Source organism: Chitinophaga sp. RCC_12 (genome assembly GCF_041360695.1).
In the GTDB taxonomy this organism is placed as follows: Bacteria; Bacteroidota; Bacteroidia; order Chitinophagales; family Chitinophagaceae; genus Chitinophaga.
The window spans coordinates 919,564-937,314 of sequence record NZ_JBFUPS010000002.1 but is presented as its reverse complement, the minus strand read 5'-3'; the positions used below and the strand labels follow the sequence as shown (position 1 = coordinate 937,314).

Annotated in this window: 13 protein-coding genes; 3 read left to right on the top strand and 10 right to left on the bottom strand. The window is 46.2% G+C overall.

The features are described 5' to 3' along the window. The 9 genes from cyoE to AB6805_RS09090 all read right to left on the bottom strand — a co-directional run bounded on the left by cyoE (position 1) and on the right by AB6805_RS09090 (position 12,595). Positions 1–900 (bottom strand): heme o synthase, encoded by a 900-nt coding sequence (gene cyoE / locus AB6805_RS09130; RefSeq protein WP_370909121.1) that lies wholly within the window; start codon positions 898–900, stop codon positions 1–3. A 125-nt stretch (positions 901–1,025) separates the two neighbouring features. Beyond that, positions 1,026–2,837, bottom strand: a complete 1,812-nt coding sequence (locus AB6805_RS09125; protein WP_370909120.1) for a cbb3-type cytochrome c oxidase subunit I — start codon at positions 2,835–2,837, stop codon at positions 1,026–1,028. Positions 2,838–2,949: 112 nt separating this feature from the next. Then, positions 2,950–4,002 carry a cytochrome c oxidase subunit II gene (locus tag AB6805_RS09120; protein WP_370909119.1) on the bottom strand — a complete coding sequence of 351 codons (1,053 nt, stop codon included), beginning with the start codon at positions 4,000–4,002 and terminating at the stop codon, positions 2,950–2,952. A gap of 63 nt (positions 4,003–4,065) precedes the next feature. Next, a complete protein-coding gene (locus AB6805_RS09115) occupies positions 4,066–5,271 on the bottom strand; it encodes a quinol:cytochrome C oxidoreductase (protein WP_370909118.1) in 1,206 nt (401 codons plus the stop codon). 43 nt (positions 5,272–5,314) lie between these two features. After that, positions 5,315–5,914, bottom strand: coding sequence for a cytochrome c (locus AB6805_RS09110; RefSeq protein ID WP_370909117.1), 600 nt, complete (start codon positions 5,912–5,914; stop codon positions 5,315–5,317). Positions 5,915–5,997: 83 nt separating this feature from the next. After that, positions 5,998–6,591, bottom strand: coding sequence for a DUF3341 domain-containing protein (locus AB6805_RS09105; protein WP_370909116.1), 594 nt, complete (start codon positions 6,589–6,591; stop codon positions 5,998–6,000). 48 nt (positions 6,592–6,639) lie between these two features. Continuing rightward, entirely contained in the window at positions 6,640–8,076 is a 1,437-nt protein-coding gene (nrfD, locus tag AB6805_RS09100) for an NrfD/PsrC family molybdoenzyme membrane anchor subunit (protein WP_370909115.1), read from the bottom strand. Positions 8,077–8,185: 109 nt separating this feature from the next. Next, positions 8,186–11,254 carry a TAT-variant-translocated molybdopterin oxidoreductase gene (locus AB6805_RS09095; RefSeq protein WP_370909114.1) on the bottom strand — a complete coding sequence of 1,023 codons (3,069 nt, stop codon included), beginning with the start codon at positions 11,252–11,254 and terminating at the stop codon, positions 8,186–8,188. Positions 11,255–11,323: 69 nt separating this feature from the next. Beyond that, positions 11,324–12,595, bottom strand: coding sequence for a c-type cytochrome (locus AB6805_RS09090; RefSeq protein ID WP_370909113.1), 1,272 nt, complete (start codon positions 12,593–12,595; stop codon positions 11,324–11,326). Positions 12,596–13,045: 450 nt separating this feature from the next. Between AB6805_RS09090 and AB6805_RS09085 the strand changes: the two genes are divergently transcribed. The 3 genes from AB6805_RS09085 to AB6805_RS09075 all read left to right on the top strand — a co-directional run bounded on the left by AB6805_RS09085 (position 13,046) and on the right by AB6805_RS09075 (position 15,259). Continuing rightward, on the top strand, positions 13,046–13,795 hold the full coding sequence (locus AB6805_RS09085) for a copper resistance protein NlpE N-terminal domain-containing protein (RefSeq protein WP_370909112.1): 750 nt from the start codon (positions 13,046–13,048) through the stop codon (positions 13,793–13,795). A 171-nt stretch (positions 13,796–13,966) separates the two neighbouring features. Next, positions 13,967–14,542, top strand: a complete 576-nt coding sequence (gene purN, locus AB6805_RS09080; RefSeq protein WP_370909111.1) for a phosphoribosylglycinamide formyltransferase — start codon at positions 13,967–13,969, stop codon at positions 14,540–14,542. 48 nt (positions 14,543–14,590) lie between these two features. After that, complete coding sequence (locus AB6805_RS09075; RefSeq protein WP_370909110.1) at positions 14,591–15,259, top strand: hypothetical protein; 669 nt, start codon at positions 14,591–14,593, stop codon at positions 15,257–15,259. A 6-nt stretch (positions 15,260–15,265) separates the two neighbouring features. Here the strand turns inward: AB6805_RS09075 and AB6805_RS09070 are convergent, their stop codons facing one another. After that, entirely contained in the window at positions 15,266–17,731 is a 2,466-nt protein-coding gene (locus AB6805_RS09070) for a TonB-dependent receptor (protein WP_370909109.1), read from the bottom strand. Positions 17,732–17,751: the final 20 nt, after the last annotated feature.

Below are 17,751 nucleotides of genomic sequence, written 5' to 3'. Positions count from 1 at the left end.
TTACGCTTTATCCAGCAGTTGTACCAGCTGAACAATTGTCAGATAAATATAAGATCCGAACATGAGCTTTCTCGCTGCAGGAACATCGTTCTTTCTATACAAGTTAACTGCCCTGTAAAGGAAGAAAATACCCGCCAGAATGGCCACTATGGCAGAAATGCTTCCAGTGATCTTCAGGAGGTAAGGCGCTACGCCGGCAGGAATCAGCAACAACGTGTACATGGCGGCCTGTATGGCGGTGTACTTGCTGGGTTCTCCGCTGCCCGGCAGCATTTTAAAGCCTGCCCTGGTATAATCCTTATACGCAATCCAGGCAATGGCCCAGAAATGCGGAAACTGCCACAGGAACTGGATAGCATACAATGACCAGCCACCTTCACTCAGGTTGTTGGCGCCGGCTGCCCATCCAATTAAGGGGGGCATTGCGCCGGGAATAGCTCCTACCAATACGGCAAGTGAATTCCACTTTTTCCAGGGTGTGTATACAAAGCTGTATAGCACCAAAGATAACCCGCTCAATGCAGCACTTAACCAGTTAAAGCAGTACCCCATTACGAGGAGGCCGGCAACACCGGTTACCGCAGCCAGAGCTATCGCCTCGTTGTCGTGCATACGCCCGGAAGGCAATGGACGAACAGCGGTGCGCGCCATCAGTTTATCTGTTTCCTTCTCCCAAATCTGGTTAATGGTATTGGCTGATCCGGAAACCAGCAATCCACCTGCAAATAATAAAAGAACTTTTACTAAGTTAAACTCCACGCCAGGCACCAGCAGGTAACCAACCACAGATGAAAATACCACCATAAAGGTGAGATTAAACTTCATTAACTGAGAGTAATCTTTCACCTTGCTTGCTACCGCATATGATGACGACAATTTTATGGAGTTTTCTTGCAACATTTTTTTTCTAGCCACATCCCGGGTTTAAGTCCGGAACAAATTTACAAACATCACAGTGAACAAAATCCCGGAAGGAAGATTTTTCGCCTGAAAGGTATCTTCCTGCCGGAATTCCGAACTATATTTTAGTGCGCTGATTCATTAGGTCCGATAGGCTCTGTTTGCGGAATGAAATCTCTTCCATCCTTGCTATAGTCATAAGCCCAACGGTATACTTCAGGAATTTCACCAGGCCAGTTACCGTGACCGGCATGGATAGGTGTAGTCCATTCCAGGGTAGTTGCTTTCCAAGGGTTCTGTGTGGTCATCTTTCTACCTTTGAAAATGCTGTAGAAGAAGTTGAACACAAACAGCAGCTGTACTGCAAATACCAGGATTACCACGATAGTGATGAACTCATTCAAACCACCAAACTGTTTGAAGGAAGCCCAGCCGGATACATCATAGTACCTTCTTGGCATACCCGCCATACCTTCGTAGTGCATTGGCCAGAAGATCAGGTAAGCACCGATCATGGTTACCCAGAAGTGGATATAACCAATGGTCTGGTTCATGAAACGGCCATACATTTTAGGGAACCAGTGGTAGATACCGGCAAACATACCAAAGAACGCAGATACACCCATTACAATGTGGAAGTGAGCGATTACGAACATGGTATCATGCAGGTGAATATCGATAGAAGAGTTACCTAACCAGATACCTGTTAAACCACCGGAGATGAAAGTGCTCACAAAACCGATAGAGAACAGGGAAGCAGGCGTAAAGTTGATATTACCCTTCCAGATAGTAGTGATCCAGTTAAATACCTTGATGGCAGATGGTACCGCAATCAATAAGGTTAAGAGTACGAAGAATGCACCCAGGAACGGATTCAAACCTGTTACGAACATATGGTGCGCCCAAACCAGGAAGGCCAGGATACAGATGGCGAACAGGGAACCGATCATCGCCAGGTAACCAAAGATAGGCTTGCGGGAACTTACCGCCAGTACTTCAGAAACCATACCCATCGCCGGGAGGATGATAATATATACCTCAGGGTGACCTAAGAACCAGAATAAATGTTGATAGAGAATAGCGCTACCACCTTCATTAGCCAACGCTTTACCGGCGATAAAGATATCAGACAGGTAGAAGCTGGTACCAGCGTGACGATCCATGAGCAGCAGGATGAAACCTGACAGCAATACAGGGAAAGACAATACGCCCAATACAGCAGTGAAGAAGAATGACCAGATAGTCAAAGGCATTTTGGTCATCGCCATACCTTTGGTACGCATGTTCAGCAGTGTGGAGATATAGTTCAAACCACCCAGCAGCTGCGAAACAACAAACAGCGCCATACTGGTCAACCAAAGATCCACACCTATTTTAGAACCGATGGAAGCGTCTCCCAGTGCACTCAGCGGCGGGTACATCGTCCAACCTCCGGAAGCCGGACCTGTTTGAACAAACAGGGAAGCCATCATTACCAGGCTGGCCAGGAAGAAGAACCAGTAGCTCAAACAGTTCATAAAGGGAGAGGCCATGTCACGTGCACCTACCTGCAAAGGAATCAGCAGGTTAGAGAAGGTACCGCTCAGGCCGGCCGTTAATACAAAGAATACCAGGATGGTACCGTGCATTGTTACCAGTGCATAGTAAGCTTCCGCTGTAATGCGGCCACCTTTAGCCCAATGACCCAGGATACTTTCCAGCCAGGGGAAAGTGGCATCAGGAAAACCAAGTTGCAAACGGAACAGTACAGAGAAGAAAGCGCCAATGATAGCCCAAACGATACCAGTAATCAGGAATTGTTTGGCGATCATTTTATGATCCATGCTGAACACATATTTCGAAATGAAACTGTCTTCATGGTGGTGCTCATGATCATGATGATCATGCGCTCCGTGCATTACCTCCTGTTGACTGTGCAATGTTGCTTCGTTACTCATAATCGGTTCGGTTTATTATAAACTAACGCCCGGGAAGTATCGTCGTTTGTCAGTTTGTCTTTTTAGTTTTTAATTGTACTCCGTCAAAAATTCTTCTACACAAAATTACAGCTTACTGAATATTTGCAGCTACTGCTTTTTGTGTGCTATCTGCTTTGGCTTCGCCGGCAGGCGCAGCCGGAGCTGCAGTGTCAGCGTGTGTCAGGCTGTATGTCGATTTCTGGGCAGCTACCCATTTATCATATTCTGCCTGAGTTTCCACCACTATCACGCCTCTCATGGAGTAGTGACCGCTACCACACATCTGATCGCAGGAAATTTCATAGGTGAAATCCGGGTTACCGGTTTTTTCCTTCATTTGTTTGGTAGTGTACTTAGGTGTAAACCACAGGGTAGTAGGGATACCGGGAACCGCATCCATTTTCATGCGGAAGTGAGGCAAACCTACGTCATGGATTACATCGCGGGAACCAATGATGAATTTTACCGGTTTACCAACTACCAGGTGCAGTTCGGTAGGCATAAAGTCATCCTTGTTCAAAGGATCGTTCCAGTCCAGCCCCAGTTCATTACCGGCGGAAGGATCAATATTCTTAATGTCACGACGACCCAGGGCGCCATCCTTACCAGGGTAACGGAAGATCCAGTTAAACTGTTTGCCGGTTACTTCTACCACAGCAGCGTCTTTCGGCGCTTCTGAAGTAAGCTGGAACCAGTGTTTCAAACCAAAAGCCACCAGTACTGTTAAGGCAATAGCCGGGATAACGGTCCAGATAACTTCCAGTTTATTATTATGCGGAAAGTAAAATGCTTTACGTCCTTCTTTCTCCTGGTATTTGAATGCAAACCAGAACAATGCAACCTGGGTAACCACGAACACGATACCGGTGATGGCCAGTGTTACGTAAATGAGGGTATCAACGCCTTCGCCCTGTTCTGATGCAGATTCGCCCAGGATCTTGCCCTTCAGCAAATCATTACAGTAGTACACTCCTATAAGCCCCAGCACCAGGAATGCAATCAGCAGGAAACCATTTATACGGTTGCTTTGCTCGCGCGCTTTCTTTTCTCCCTTCAATATGGACACATATTCGCTCGCCTTCGCAATCTGGAAGATGACTATGAATATGAGAACAACAACTAAGACTGCTAAAAATCCTGACATTGCTATATGAAATAATTAAGTTATCTAATGCTTTTCTTTTGCCTAATCTCCTTGATCACCCAATTAGGTGTGGTGAACGATACTTTCTTTCAGGTAAGGATGATTCTTCGGAACCAATGCAGCTTTAGTCAGCTGGTTAGATACCAGGAAGATGATCAGTCCTACGAAACCGAGTCCGAGTCCGAATTCATACCAAGGGAATACCAGGGTTTTAACGGTGCCTGGGTAAACCATTTGCCAGAAATCCAGCCAGTGACCGAAGATGATCACAATAGCGATGAAAACGATGGCAGTATAGTTACGTTTGGTGTCCCTTTTCATCAGGAACAACAACGGAGTAACAAAGTTGATCAGGAGGTTCAGGAAAAAGATGGGTCTCCACTGGCCCCAAACGCGCGGCTGAAAGTATTCTGTTTCTTCCGGCATGTTGGCGTACCAGATCAGCATGTACTGGGAGAACCAGAGGTAAGTCCAGAAAATGCTGAATGCAAACATGAATTTACCCAGATCGTGCAGGTGCTCTTCTGTTACATAAGTGAGATAACCGTGTTTTTTCAGATATACTACAAACAGTGCTATCAGCGACAGACCGGATACCCAGGTGCTGGCGAAAGTGTACCAGCTGTACATGGTAGAAAACCAGTGTGCATCAATACTCATTAACCAAACCCATGGTGTGGTAGATCCAACGCTCAGGGTAAATACTACCAGGAAGCCACCGCATACAACCGTATTTCTCCAGAGTAATTTACGGCCTGTTTCAGGACGCAGATCCCATCCATCTTCTTCGATAGACATTTTGCGGAGCTTCAGGGTAAAGAATATCCAGAGGCCCAGTGTCAGGATAGTAGCTACGGTAAAGAATCCTTTGTTCAGGAAAGCAGATTTCCAGGTCAGGATCTTATCCTCCGCTACGTGATGTGCGTTTACCCAGTGGTAAATATCTTCTTTTCCACCAAAAACAAGGATCATTACAATCACAAATAAAATGGCAGACAAAACGGGAACGGCCATTGAAATCGCTTCAGGTACACGGCGGAAAGCAATCTGCCAGCCACCATGTGCCAGGGTAGTAGCAGCGATAAAGAAGGTGCTCGCCAATGTAATCAGCAAAAAGAAGCTGCTGTTTTGCAACAGACCGGCCCAAAACCGTGTCGCGTTCTCACCTCGAAACGCAATTAATCCGATCAATAACGTCAGCAAGCCCACGCCCATTAACACGAAGCTGGTCTTTTTTAATCTTGCCGGTACTACAAATTGGTCTTTCATTACTGTATATTAAAATACTTGATTGAAATTCAGTTTAACTCATTTATTTAGCTGCAGTGCTATCGTTAGCAGGAGCGGCAGACGGGGCGGCAGCACCTGGCTGTTTACTCTTGATATAAGCAGCAATCTTCCAGCGCTGGTCTCTGTCGAGCTGACTGGCATAACTACCCATCATGTTATAACCATAAGTCATTACATGGAACAGGCGGCCTTCTGTATAACCGGATTTTGCACCGGCAATCAGGTTGGCAGGAGCTGCAGGATAAGGTCCATCTCCACCTTTGTACAGCGGACCATTACCATCTAATGCAGTACCATGACAGATACCACAGTAGATATTAAATAAACGTTCGCCTTCCTTCAGATCAGATGGCGTAATAGTTAATGGATTCTTTACCAGATTAGCCAGTGCCGTATCTGATTCTTTCAGATGGTATGGCAAAAGTTCTCCTCTTTTTACTGTTCCTTCCACTGGCTTCAGGCCTGACAAACGAGCACTGTAAAATTCATACGCACGGGATTCATACATGTCTGGCATATAAATCCTGCCGGGCTTTCTGTTATGCTCCCCCCTGTTACAGGCTGCCAGGAAAGCTCCAGTTGCCAATGCGGCTACAATCAATATGTTGGAAGTCCTTTTCATCAGAAATTATTTATCTAGCTTTCATTAGTTCTTGCTTGCTCAAATCCTAATGTCGCAACGGTATGTTTTAGCTGTTATTTTAATTAAGCGTTTGCGGTCTGAATCTTACGGAGATAAGGCTCATCGTCCTTATCGTATCTTCCGAACCACCATCCTGCTTCAGCCTTCTGCTCGTTGATATCCTGTGCACCTGCAGCAGCGAGGAAGCTCTTTACTTCTTCCGCATTGGTTTTTTCTGTCAGCTCTATTACCATCACAAACTTATCGTCTGTTTGTCTTGGATGGAAGATGTGCTTCTTTACACCCGGCATTAACTGGCACAGATAACAGAATGTCATCACCATACCCACTGCCGCAAATAATACGGTCAGCTCAAAAGTAATAGGAATGAAAGCTGGTAACGGGAAATGTGGTTTACCACCAATGTTCAGCGGCCAGTCTACATTAAATACCCAACTCATGAAACCCAATGCTGTAGTGGTACCCGTGATACCATATATGAAACCGGCTGTGTGCAGACTGGTTTCTCTTAAACCCATTGCATGATCGAGGCCGTGAACAGGAAAAGGAGTGTATACATCGTGCAATTTGTATCCTGCAGTGCGTACTTTCTTTACTGCCGGAAACAATACCGCCTCATCGTCAAACAAGCCTACAACAAATTTTTTAACAGCCATATATTTAAAAATTCAAATTCCAGGTAATAAGTTCTCTTAATTCATCTATTAATGTGCGTGAGCCACATCATGAGCAAATTTCTCTGCAGGCTCTTCTTCGTACACTTCCATTTTCTCCTTGTAGTTCTGACCGGATGTTTTCAGGATTGACTTGATTTCAGCCAGTGCAATTACAGGGAAGTATTTAGCAAACAGGAAATAGCAGGTAAAGAACAAACCGAAAGTACCCATGTAGAAACCTACTTCAGGCCAGGACGGACGATAGTATGACCAGCTGGATGGCAGGTAATCGCGGTACAGTGAAGTACAGATGATTACGAAACGCTCGAACCACATACCAATGTTCACAATGATAGACATTACGAAAGTCACCATTACATTTCTTCTCATTTTACGGAACCAGAATACCTGCGGCGTTACCACGTTACACGTCATCATGATATAATATGACCATCCTAACGGACCGGCAGCACGGTATTTGAAGAAAGTAGCGAACTCGTAAGGGTTAGCGCCATACCATGCCATGAATAATTCAGTCAGGTAAGCACAACCTACTACAGAACCCGTTAACACAATTACCTTGTTCATGGCTTCCATGTGACCCAGGGTAATGTATTCTTCAAGATGTAATATTTTACGTGTAATGATCAGCAGCGTTTGTACCATCGCAAATCCGGAGAAGATCGCACCCGCCACGAAGTAAGGAGGGAAGATGGTAGTATGCCAACCAGGAATTACGGAAGTCGCAAAGTCAAAAGATACGATCGTGTGTACAGACAGTACCAGTGGAGTAGCCAAACCTGCCAGTACCAGCGACAGTGCTTCATGACGTTGCCAGTGCTTGGTAGAACCGGTCCAGCCGAATGCTGCTACACCATATAATAACTTGCGCAATTTTGTTTTAGCCCTGTCACGTACACTGGCGAAATCCGGAAGGAGACCAGAGTACCAGAACAGCAGGGATACGGTAAAGTAAGTAGAGATCGCAAATACGTCCCAGAGGAGCGGAGAGTTAAAGTTAACCCATACCGGACCGCGGGTATTTGGATAAGGCAGAATGAAAAACGCCATCCATACACGACCCATGTGAATGATCGGGAACTGACCGGCGCACATTACCGCGAAGATCGTCATCGCTTCCGCCGCACGGTTCACCCCTGTACGCCAACCCTGGCGGAACAGCAGGAGGATCGCGGAAATCAGGGTACCGGCGTGACCAATACCTACCCACCATACGAAGTTGGTAATATCCCAACCCCAACCGATGGTTTTATTCAGATTCCATACTCCGACACCGAAATAGATCTGCCAGAACACAGAAAAGGCACCAAAGCCCAACAGTGTCAGGGAGATGAAAAAGCCTACATACCACAGTTTTCCGGGCTTCCCTTCAATGGGACTAATGATATCTTCCGTTACCTGGTGATAATCCTTAACCCCGTCTACCAAAGGTTCTCTCAGTGTGGATTCGTATTTTAAATGCATATTCTATAAGCTTTTAGCTGCTAGCTTCTAGCTACTAGCCCTTGTCTTTTGTTATGATCTCAGATTCTGTTCTTTCTGTCTTTTTCTTAACGGTTACCGGTTAAGACCATTACGCGTGATGCGCTTCTTCCTTGTGAGCAGACTCTTTTTCTGCTTTAGGAGCGGCATCCTTGTTTCTGATCTTCGCCAGGTAGCTGATTGATGGCAGTACGTGTGTTTCTTCCAACACGTAGTACATCCTGTCTATCTGCTGCTCGTTACGAATCTTATAGATTTCGCTGTTCTTGTCGTTGATGTTACCAAATACGATCGCATCAGCGCCACAAGCTTGCTGGCAGGCGGTTTTAGCAGCTCCATCTTTCAATGGGTGACCAGCTTTCTTCGCATCCAGTTTAGCTTCCTGTAAACGTTGTACGCAGAAAGAACATTTTTCCATCACACCACGGCTACGAACCACTACATCCGGGTTCAGTACCATGCGGGTCAGGTTATCGTTCATATCAGCTACATCGTACAGGTTGTTTTCAAAGCTGTCAGCACCATTCCAGTCTCTCCAGTTCAGGCGACGTACTTTGTAAGGACAGTTGTTAGCGCAGTAACGGGTACCGATGCAACGGTTGTATGCCATCTGGTTAATACCTTCAGAGCTGTGGTTGGTTGCGCCAACCGGACAAACGTTTTCGCAAGGCGCGTTATCGCAATGCTGACACAGCATCGGCTGGAACACCACTTCCGGATTCTCTTCATCCCCGCTGAAGTAACGGTCGATGCGGATCCAGTGCATTTCATGCGCTTTAGCCACCTCTTCTTTACCCACAACAGAAACGTTGTTTTCTGCCTGGCAGGCAATTGTACATGCACCACAACCGAAACAGGTGTTCAGATCAATAGACATGCCCCATTTGATACCAGGGTAGCTGTAATTAGGATACAGGGTAGCATCCTTACGGAAGTCAGGACCAAATTTCTTCAGTTCCAGTCTGTCTTCGTTTACCTCTTTAGGGTTCTTGATGAACTCTTCCAGGGTAGTTTCTTTAACGATCGGACGACCTTCGTAGCTATTATGTGTTTGCGTTAAAGCAACAATTTCTTTTTGACCAGTAGCCTCTACTGTTGCGTCAACAGCGAAGTAGTCGAAGTTCTGACCATTGAAGCTAACAAGCGGATAAACGTTTTTACCGATACCACCGGCAGCTCTTCCTACATTATTGCTGCGGCCGTAACCTACTGCAATAGCGATTACTTCAGGGTGCATACCCGGAACAATCAGCAGCGGCAGTTCGATTTCTTTACCGTTGGCTTTCACTTTCAGCACTTTCTTCTCTGCGTTGATTTCGTAATCATCACCTAATTGAGTAGAGAAAGTTTTAGCCAGTTTGTTGGAGATACAGGCGTAGTTACCCCAGGTAGAACGGGTAATCGGATCAGGCATTTCCTGTAACCATGGGTTGTTGGCAGATCTGCCGGCACCAATAGCCACTTTTTCATAAAGCACCAGTTCCAGTTTACCACCTTTCTTGGCACTGCCGATCTTCGATGCAGCACCGGCAATATCACCGGCAAATGTAGCACCACCTAAAGCAGGAGCAGCAGCTGGTTCAACAATACCGTCCTGTAATGCTTTATCCCATGCTTCCTGTCCGCCCAGTTTGCTGATCCACTCATTTTTCAGGTAGTCAGCCCAGGTAGTGGTAGTGTTACCAGACCAGGTGAGGAGGGTATCCTGTATAGCGCGTGTTTTAAACAGCGGCAGGATAGTAGGCTGGGCAAAGCTATAGTAACCTGCTCTTCCTTCAGCATCGTTCCAGGATTCCAGGAAGTGATGATCAGGAGCTACATATTTACACAGTTCAGTTGTTTCGTCGTTTCTGTCGTTAAAGGATACCGCGACTTTCACTTTCTTCAGACCTTCTGCGAATTTCTGAGATTCGAAGTAGTCGTAAGCAGGGTTAGCGCCATAAATCAGTACAGCGCCGATGCTGCCCGCGTTCATATCGCTTACCAGTTTGGTCATGTCGCTGTCGATACCCTGACGGTAGTTGGATGGAGATGCGAAATCGATGGTAGTACCATTGGCGCCAACGATGTTGTTGATGGCGTTTACAATGATCTGTACGTTTACATCGTTAGAACCGCTTACTACCAGTGCTTTACCGGCATTGGCCTTCAGTGATTCCGCCGCTTTTTTGATACCGTCTGCTACACGTTTGTCAGCAATAGCCGGAGCGGTTACGCTGCCGCCAACTGCTGCCAGCAGTGCCAGTGCTACTGCACCGGTTTCAGAAGGTTTGTGTGTATATCTTTCGTCCGCGTTTGCACCGGTAAGGCTCATATGGCTTTCGAACGCGAAAAGTTTGGACATTTCGGGTTTCTGTGCATTGATCTTACGGGTAGAAGAAAACTGGCGGGCATATTCAACAGGGTTCAGCCAGGTTCCGATAAAGTCTGCACCTAAACTCACTATCGCTTTGGCATTTTCAAAGTGGTAGGAAGGAACAACTCTTTGACCGTAAGAGGCTTCATTTGCCTGCAGCATACCGGAGTAAGAAACTGCATCGTATACTACGTGGCGGGAGTTTGGATATTTTGCCAGGAACTCGCCGATCACTTTTTTGGTAGTGGGGCTGAGTAAAGTGGCGCTTAATAAAACAACAGGAGCACCGCCTAATCCGGCCAGTGCTGCACCTACTTGTTTATCCAGTTCTGCCCAGGTTGTTTCCGTACCACCGATAGATGGGAAACGGAGACGGGCAGTATCATACAGGCTTAATACAGCGCCCTGTACTTTGGCAGATGTAGCGCCCTGTGTGATAGCTGATAAAGTATTCCCCTCCATTTTGATGGGACGACCTTCGCGGGTTTTCACCACAACCGGTACGTATTCGCCATCAATGGCGTAAGAAGAAGCATAATAATTGGCTACACCCGGGGTGATCTCTTCCGGTTTGTTTACATACGGAATCGCTTTCTTAACCGGTGTTTCACAGCTGGCAGCAATAGCGGCTGCAGCGGTGGTGAACCCCAGATATTTCAGAAAATCCCTGCGGGGGGTAGTAGCATTCAACAGGCCTTCACTCTCGAACGGAAGTTCTTCACTGAATTCATTCTTCACAATTTCCTGATGCGCATCGGTATTGTGCAACTCCTCCAAGCCTTTCCAATACTTTTTTTGCTCCATGTTATATTAACGAGTTACGTTTATAAATTTGATATCTTCTGATTAAGAGAAAATCTCTCTAAATCCTTCCTAGTAGTGACATTTTTGACATTCAGTACCACCTACCATCTCAACTGTTACGCTATCGATCTTCTTATCTTTAATATCCTGGTGAAGCTTTTCGAAGATGCTGTAATAGTTGTTGTCAGCAAACTGCACTTTGGTAGTACGGTGACAGTTGATACACCATCCCATAGAGAGATCGGCAAACTGATGTACTTCATCCATTTCGGTGATAGCACCGTGGCAGGTTTGACATTGTTGCTGACCGGCAACCACGTGTTGAGAGTGGTTAAAGTAAACGTGGTCAGGCAGGTTGTGGATTTTAGTCCATTCGATCGGTCTGCCTGGCTTGGTATATTTACCAGCTTCAGGATCCCATCCTACGTAATCGTATAATTTTGCAATTTCAGCAGTACCATCTACCTTCTTACCTTCTGCAGTTGTCAGCTCAGGACCGGAGTATTCCTTAATGGCCTTATGACAGTTCATACAGATATTCTCGGAAGGGATCATGGCATGCTTACTCTTCTCAGCACCGGCGTGGCAGTACAAACAGTTGATCTGGTTGATACCCGCATGCACCTTATGGCTGTAGAAGATTGGTTGCTCCGGCATATAGTCTTTCTGGCGACCCAGGCCGATAGCCCCCTGAATAGTGAAGTAACCACCTACCATGAACAGCACCAGGATAATCAGCGCCAGGTAAGCTTTATTTTTGTAGAAAGGAACAGGATCCGGAGTAGGAACACCCTCTTTATCACCAGCCAGCTTGTTCAGGTTGCTGTTGATCTGCATGAGAATCAGCGCTACTACTGCAAGGATCAGTGTAATGATACCAAACAGTAAACTGTTGTCATTGCCTTTGTCTTCAGCACCATCTGGACTGGGTTCACCTGATGTTTTAGGACCAGTTGTCTTGCTCTGCTCAACTTTTACGTAAGCCAGGATGTCGTCAATTTCCTCGTTGGATAACTGAGGAAACGGCGTCATCGCTGTCTTGTTGTACTCCAGGTACAGAGCATTAGCATACTTGTCTCCCGTAGCCAGTACAGACGCAGAGTTATGGATCCACTGGTGCAATAATTTCTTATCGGGCCAGCGATCTTCTACCCCCGCTAATGCAGGACCTGTCAGCTTCTTATGGACATTATGGCAGGAAGCGCAATTTGTTTGGAATAATGCTTTACCCTTCGCTGGATCCGCTGCCTTAACAGAAGAAAACGGAATTACTATACTAGCGCATAGAATAAGCACACTCACAAAATGCTTGCGCAAAAGAATGGAAACACGACGATACACAGCCTATATAGTTTAGATTTGACCTAAAGTTTCTTAAAAGTGCCAGCAAAAATAAGACAGAATGTTGACAATTTACCAACAATTAAAAAAAATTATTGTCTTATAGAATGCTGTTTTTAACCCGTTTTTTGAACAACGATTGAGCTGAAAGTCTTGCTGCTGGCCTATTTAAACACTTTGTTTAATATTTCCTTTCAAAACTTATTATTTTAATTGAAAGTTCAATTCCTCTGTGGGCGCACGTCTACATCATAACGTGGGGCAAGGTTTGCGGGGATATAATTATAATATATGCAGATGAAAATCAAATAGTGGTCCCCTATATCCTTCAACACACAATATAATATATTATCTGTCAGCGCAGTTAATTTCTGCGAGAGTTGTTATTTTTACCTTTATAACCTGCCGGCGGACCAGAATGTTCAATCCACCACCGAAAAAATCGCTCCCATGAAAAAAAGTATCATATTCCCCGTTTTGCTTACCGCCTTCGTGGCCTGTAATAATAATACCTCTACCACCCAAAACGATAGCACCAGGCAAAAAAGTACACCGGGTATAACCACCCCCGCAGTAATAACCGGCACCTACCAGGGTACCCTCCCGTGCGCCGACTGCCCCGGTATGGACTACCAGATCAGTTTGTTTGACGATCATACGTTTCATGAACTGGTGGCTTACCAGGGAAGAGGACAGGGGATAGCCGCCGTGGAAACCGGTACCTGGAAACAAACCTCCGACTCCACCGTAATGCTCCAAAAGAAAACGGACAGCACCTCCTTCCTCGCCTCCGAAGGAAAACTCCTCCTCCTCGACACTAAAGGCAAACGGATTGAAGGTGTGCTGGCCAGCAACTATATCCTCAAGCCCGTAGAGGGTGGCGACCGCAGGCAGCTGCTCGCCGAAAAGACAAAAGCCGGCATCCGGTTCACCGCCAACGGCAACGAACCCTTCTGGAGCCTCGATCTTGATAACAAAAAAATACGTTTCAACAACGTTAACGACGACAGCCTGCAGGCAACCCTGCCCCCGGCAAAACCCAATACCGATACTTTAAAGGTGTATACCACACCGGATATCACGGTAAGTATCCGCAACACCGTTTGCACCGACGATATGAGCGGACTGATGAAACCCAATACCGTACAGGTACAGGTGAAAGACAAAACATACCAGGGCTGCGGGGAATATCTCAAATAAGGATCAAGTCCACCTCAACTCCCCATCAAGTCCACCTCAAAGGCGTGTCAAAGGCCGGTATAAAGCATGCCTGAAGCGTATTCCAAGCATGTTGGGGGCCTCTTTATATTCATTACTTTAAATCCCTGCTAAATTATCTATTTTTGTACCCTACTCAAACAGTAAGAGATTTTGAAAAATATTGCCATATTCGCATCGGGTGCAGGAAGCAACGCGCAGAAAATTATAGATCATTTCAAACAGTCAGATAAGGCCAGGGTTACCGTAATTGTATGTAACAAACCCGGAGCCGGTGTTTTACAGATTGCCGAACGCGAAGGCATTACCAGTATACTCATTGAAAAGGAGGCCTTCCTCCATTCAGATAAATACATCCGGTTATTAAAAGAACAAAAGATCGACCTGGTAGTGCTGGCCGGATTCTTATGGAAAATCCCCGCTAACCTGGTACAGGCTTTTCCTAACCGCATTATCAATATCCATCCGGCCCTGTTACCAAAATTTGGCGGGAAAGGAATGTATGGACATTTTGTGCACGAAGCCGTTATCGCTGCCGGAGAAAAAGAAAGTGGCATCACCATCCACTTCGTGAACGAGAAATACGACGACGGGGAAACAATCCTGCAGGAACGCATTATCATTACACCGGAAGATACGCCCGAGTCGGTAGCACGTAAAGTACAGGCGCTGGAACATCAGTGGTTTCCGGTAATTGTGGAACGATTATTGACCGGTTCTGAAAGCTGACAAACGCCCGGATGGAGGTCCTGAAGCCAGTCTAACCCTTACAACTGTATGAAAAAGACACTGCTGTTAATATGGTTATCCTGTTCGTTTATTTTATCATCCTCTGCCCAGGATGGTAAAACACAATTGAGCAAAAACACCTTTCTTAAAGTAAATCCCACCACCTTAATTAATGAACTCGATATTTACCTGGAACAGGAAATAACTGATAAATTCAGCCTGGAGGTAGGTATCAGTGGTATCTATACCGATTATCCGGATTATGTGCTGGCGAAAAAGATTGATATCGGCCAGAAAAAACCAGACATCAGTACGGAACAATTTGTGGACGGCCGGGGCCTCGGCTTCCGCGTGGGTGCACGCCTGTACCTTATTTCACAGGAAATGTCGCCCTCCCGCGCAGCCGGCACTTACTTTGAACCTGTATTATTCGTTAAAAAGGTGTTCTATCCTAATGAAGACAATACCTTCAGTAATATTACCTACACCAACTCCGGAGATAAAACCGTAATTGGCCTGCAGCTTTTAATAGGCCGGCAGTTCAAAAAAGACCGCTTTATCCTGGATCCCTTCATCGGCGTAGGTATCCGCAGTAAAATCTATAAATACAGTACCTATCATTTCGACGACGACAAAGTATCACTGAACGATGGTAAAATGGTCAGCATACTGCCAAGTCTCCAGATAGGTATTAAAATGGGACTTAAACTATGGTAATCTTCCCTAAAACGGTACAATCACTTTAGCGCTGAAATTTCTGCCCATGTTATATATGCCCAGCCGCCCATTGGGGGAGGAGCTGTAGTATTCAAAATATTTCAACCGGTTCATATTGGCCTGGTAGGCTACGTTGGCCACATTATCCAGCTGCAGGAATACTTCACACACCGTTTTCCCTTTTTTGTTAAGAATACCCGAACCGGCGCCTATATTGAAAAGAGTATATCCCGGCGTAAATGTTTCAGTATCATCCACCCCGTAAAAATGGGGCTGGTCAGCGATAATATCAGCCTCCACACGGGCATAGGCTTTGGTGAATATCCCATAATTGCGTTGGGTGGTTGCCTTCAGCTCGCTGCGTATATGCGTGGGGGGTATAAACGGCAGATACCGTGCCTCGTCGCCATGCGTACTAATCAGTTCCATATTCCGGTTACGCCCCTGCGTGTAGGCGATACTGTTATTCATAGTCAGCCAGGCAATACTCCGCGGATGGAGATTCACACTCACTTCCGCTCCAAATAACCTCGCGGCAGATTGCTGGTACTTGTAAGTAGCGTTACCTGGCACAATTACCACCGGGTTGCCGGTATTATCATATAGCTTTGCCTGGTAGATATAGTTCTCAATATTATTGTTAAACAACTCCACACTGATATCCGCATCCGGCAACCAGGCCTGAATGCCAATATCTTCCTGCAAACTGAACTCCGGCTTAAATCCACGGTTTCCCAGGTATACAATATGCGCCCCCGGATCAAGACCGTTGGAGCCAATCTCTGTGATATTCGGCGCACGGTAGCCCCGTGCAATGTTAGCCTTTACCAGCACCCGCTCGCTGATGTTCCAGGTAGCGCCCAGGCTGCCGGAAATACCGGTATACTGATGACTGAAAGAAGGGAACTGCAGATGGGCTCCCGCGGTATCCGGCAACTGCGCATGCTGCTCAAAGCCATTCTGTTTATTGGGTCCCACGTAGAAATCATTCCAGCGGATAGAGCGGTTATCGTAGCGGATACCACCCGATACATCTACCTTACCAAAAGACTTCCTGGCAAAAATAAATCCGCCTATGTCAAACAGGTTATAATCCGGAATGGGGAAATCGGTGCCGTTCTTACTTTTATTCGACTGGTACATACCGTTTACCCCTATGGTTGTTTCCAATCCGTTCATTACCGGCAAATTGTAGCGCACATCATAGTTCAATGTATTCAGTACCACGTACAGCCCAGGCTGCTCAGGCATCTCCGGGTGATTATACTCCCGCCGGATACTTTGCTGCACGCCAATCATAGTATTAATATCGCCGGTACCCACATTCCATTTGGAATGGTTATACACGCGGTAATGCTGGATACGCTGATGCAACGGGTTAATGGTGTAAGTGCGCAGCTCATTTTCCGGCACCAGTGGCCGGTCTTTTATATCATCCCCACTGTCTTTCACCTGCTTTGTAAACTTGCGGGTCAGGGAATCACGGCTGCCATCAGGAATTTCCTGTGTATTGTCATAAAGTGTAGCGCCGAACTGGGAATGCCCCCACGATTTATCTACCCTTGCCAATGCCGTGAGATTATACTCCCGGAAGGCGGTGCCGTATACAAACCCATCCACGCTGTTGCGGTAATTATGCGCTGCCTTTACAGTGCCCCGCAATACATATTTCCAGTCGTTTTGCCGGTAAGCCAATCCAAGTGAAGAACCTATCATCCCGTTATTACTGTGGTAATCAGTGAGAAAGCTGCCCTGTAATTTTCCGGGTGTCAGTTCCGGGATGTCGGGGATCATGTTGATCACGCCGGCCAGGGCATCGGAGCCATAGGTAAGACTGGCAGGGCCTTTCACCACTTCCGCCCGTGCAATGCCGTATTGGTCTATTTCAATGCCATGTTCATCCCCCCATTGTTGTCCTTCCTGCCGTACGCCATCGAACAGCGTCAGTACACGGTTGTAGCCCAGCCCACGGATAAATGGTTTTGAAATATTAGGGCCGGTTGTTACCGCGCTTACACCCGGTACTCCTTTAATAATAGCATCGATGATGTTATTATTTACGTTCATATTCATTTCCCTCTTACCAATAACGGCAATGGGTATAGGATTTTTCCGGACAGCCGTGGCGCGGGATACACCGGTTACTACTACTTCATCTAACTTCGACAGATCTTCTTCCAGTGAAACATTCAATACCGTTGTCTGACCTGCGGTAATTTGTTTCTTCAGCTTAACCGTTTGGTATCCTACCATTGATATTTTGATATCATAAGTACCTGCTGCCAGGTTTTTTATATTGAAAATACCCTGCTGGTCGGCTGTAGCGCCGGTACGCAGGGCAGGAATGGCAATGTTGGCAAATTGCACCGGCTTCCCCTCTTTATTCACCACCGAGCCTTTCACCATGCCTTGCTGGGCATATGCTGTAGTAATGATTAATAAGAAGAATAGTAATGTAGATACTTGTTTCATGCGTATAAGTAATGTAGGTT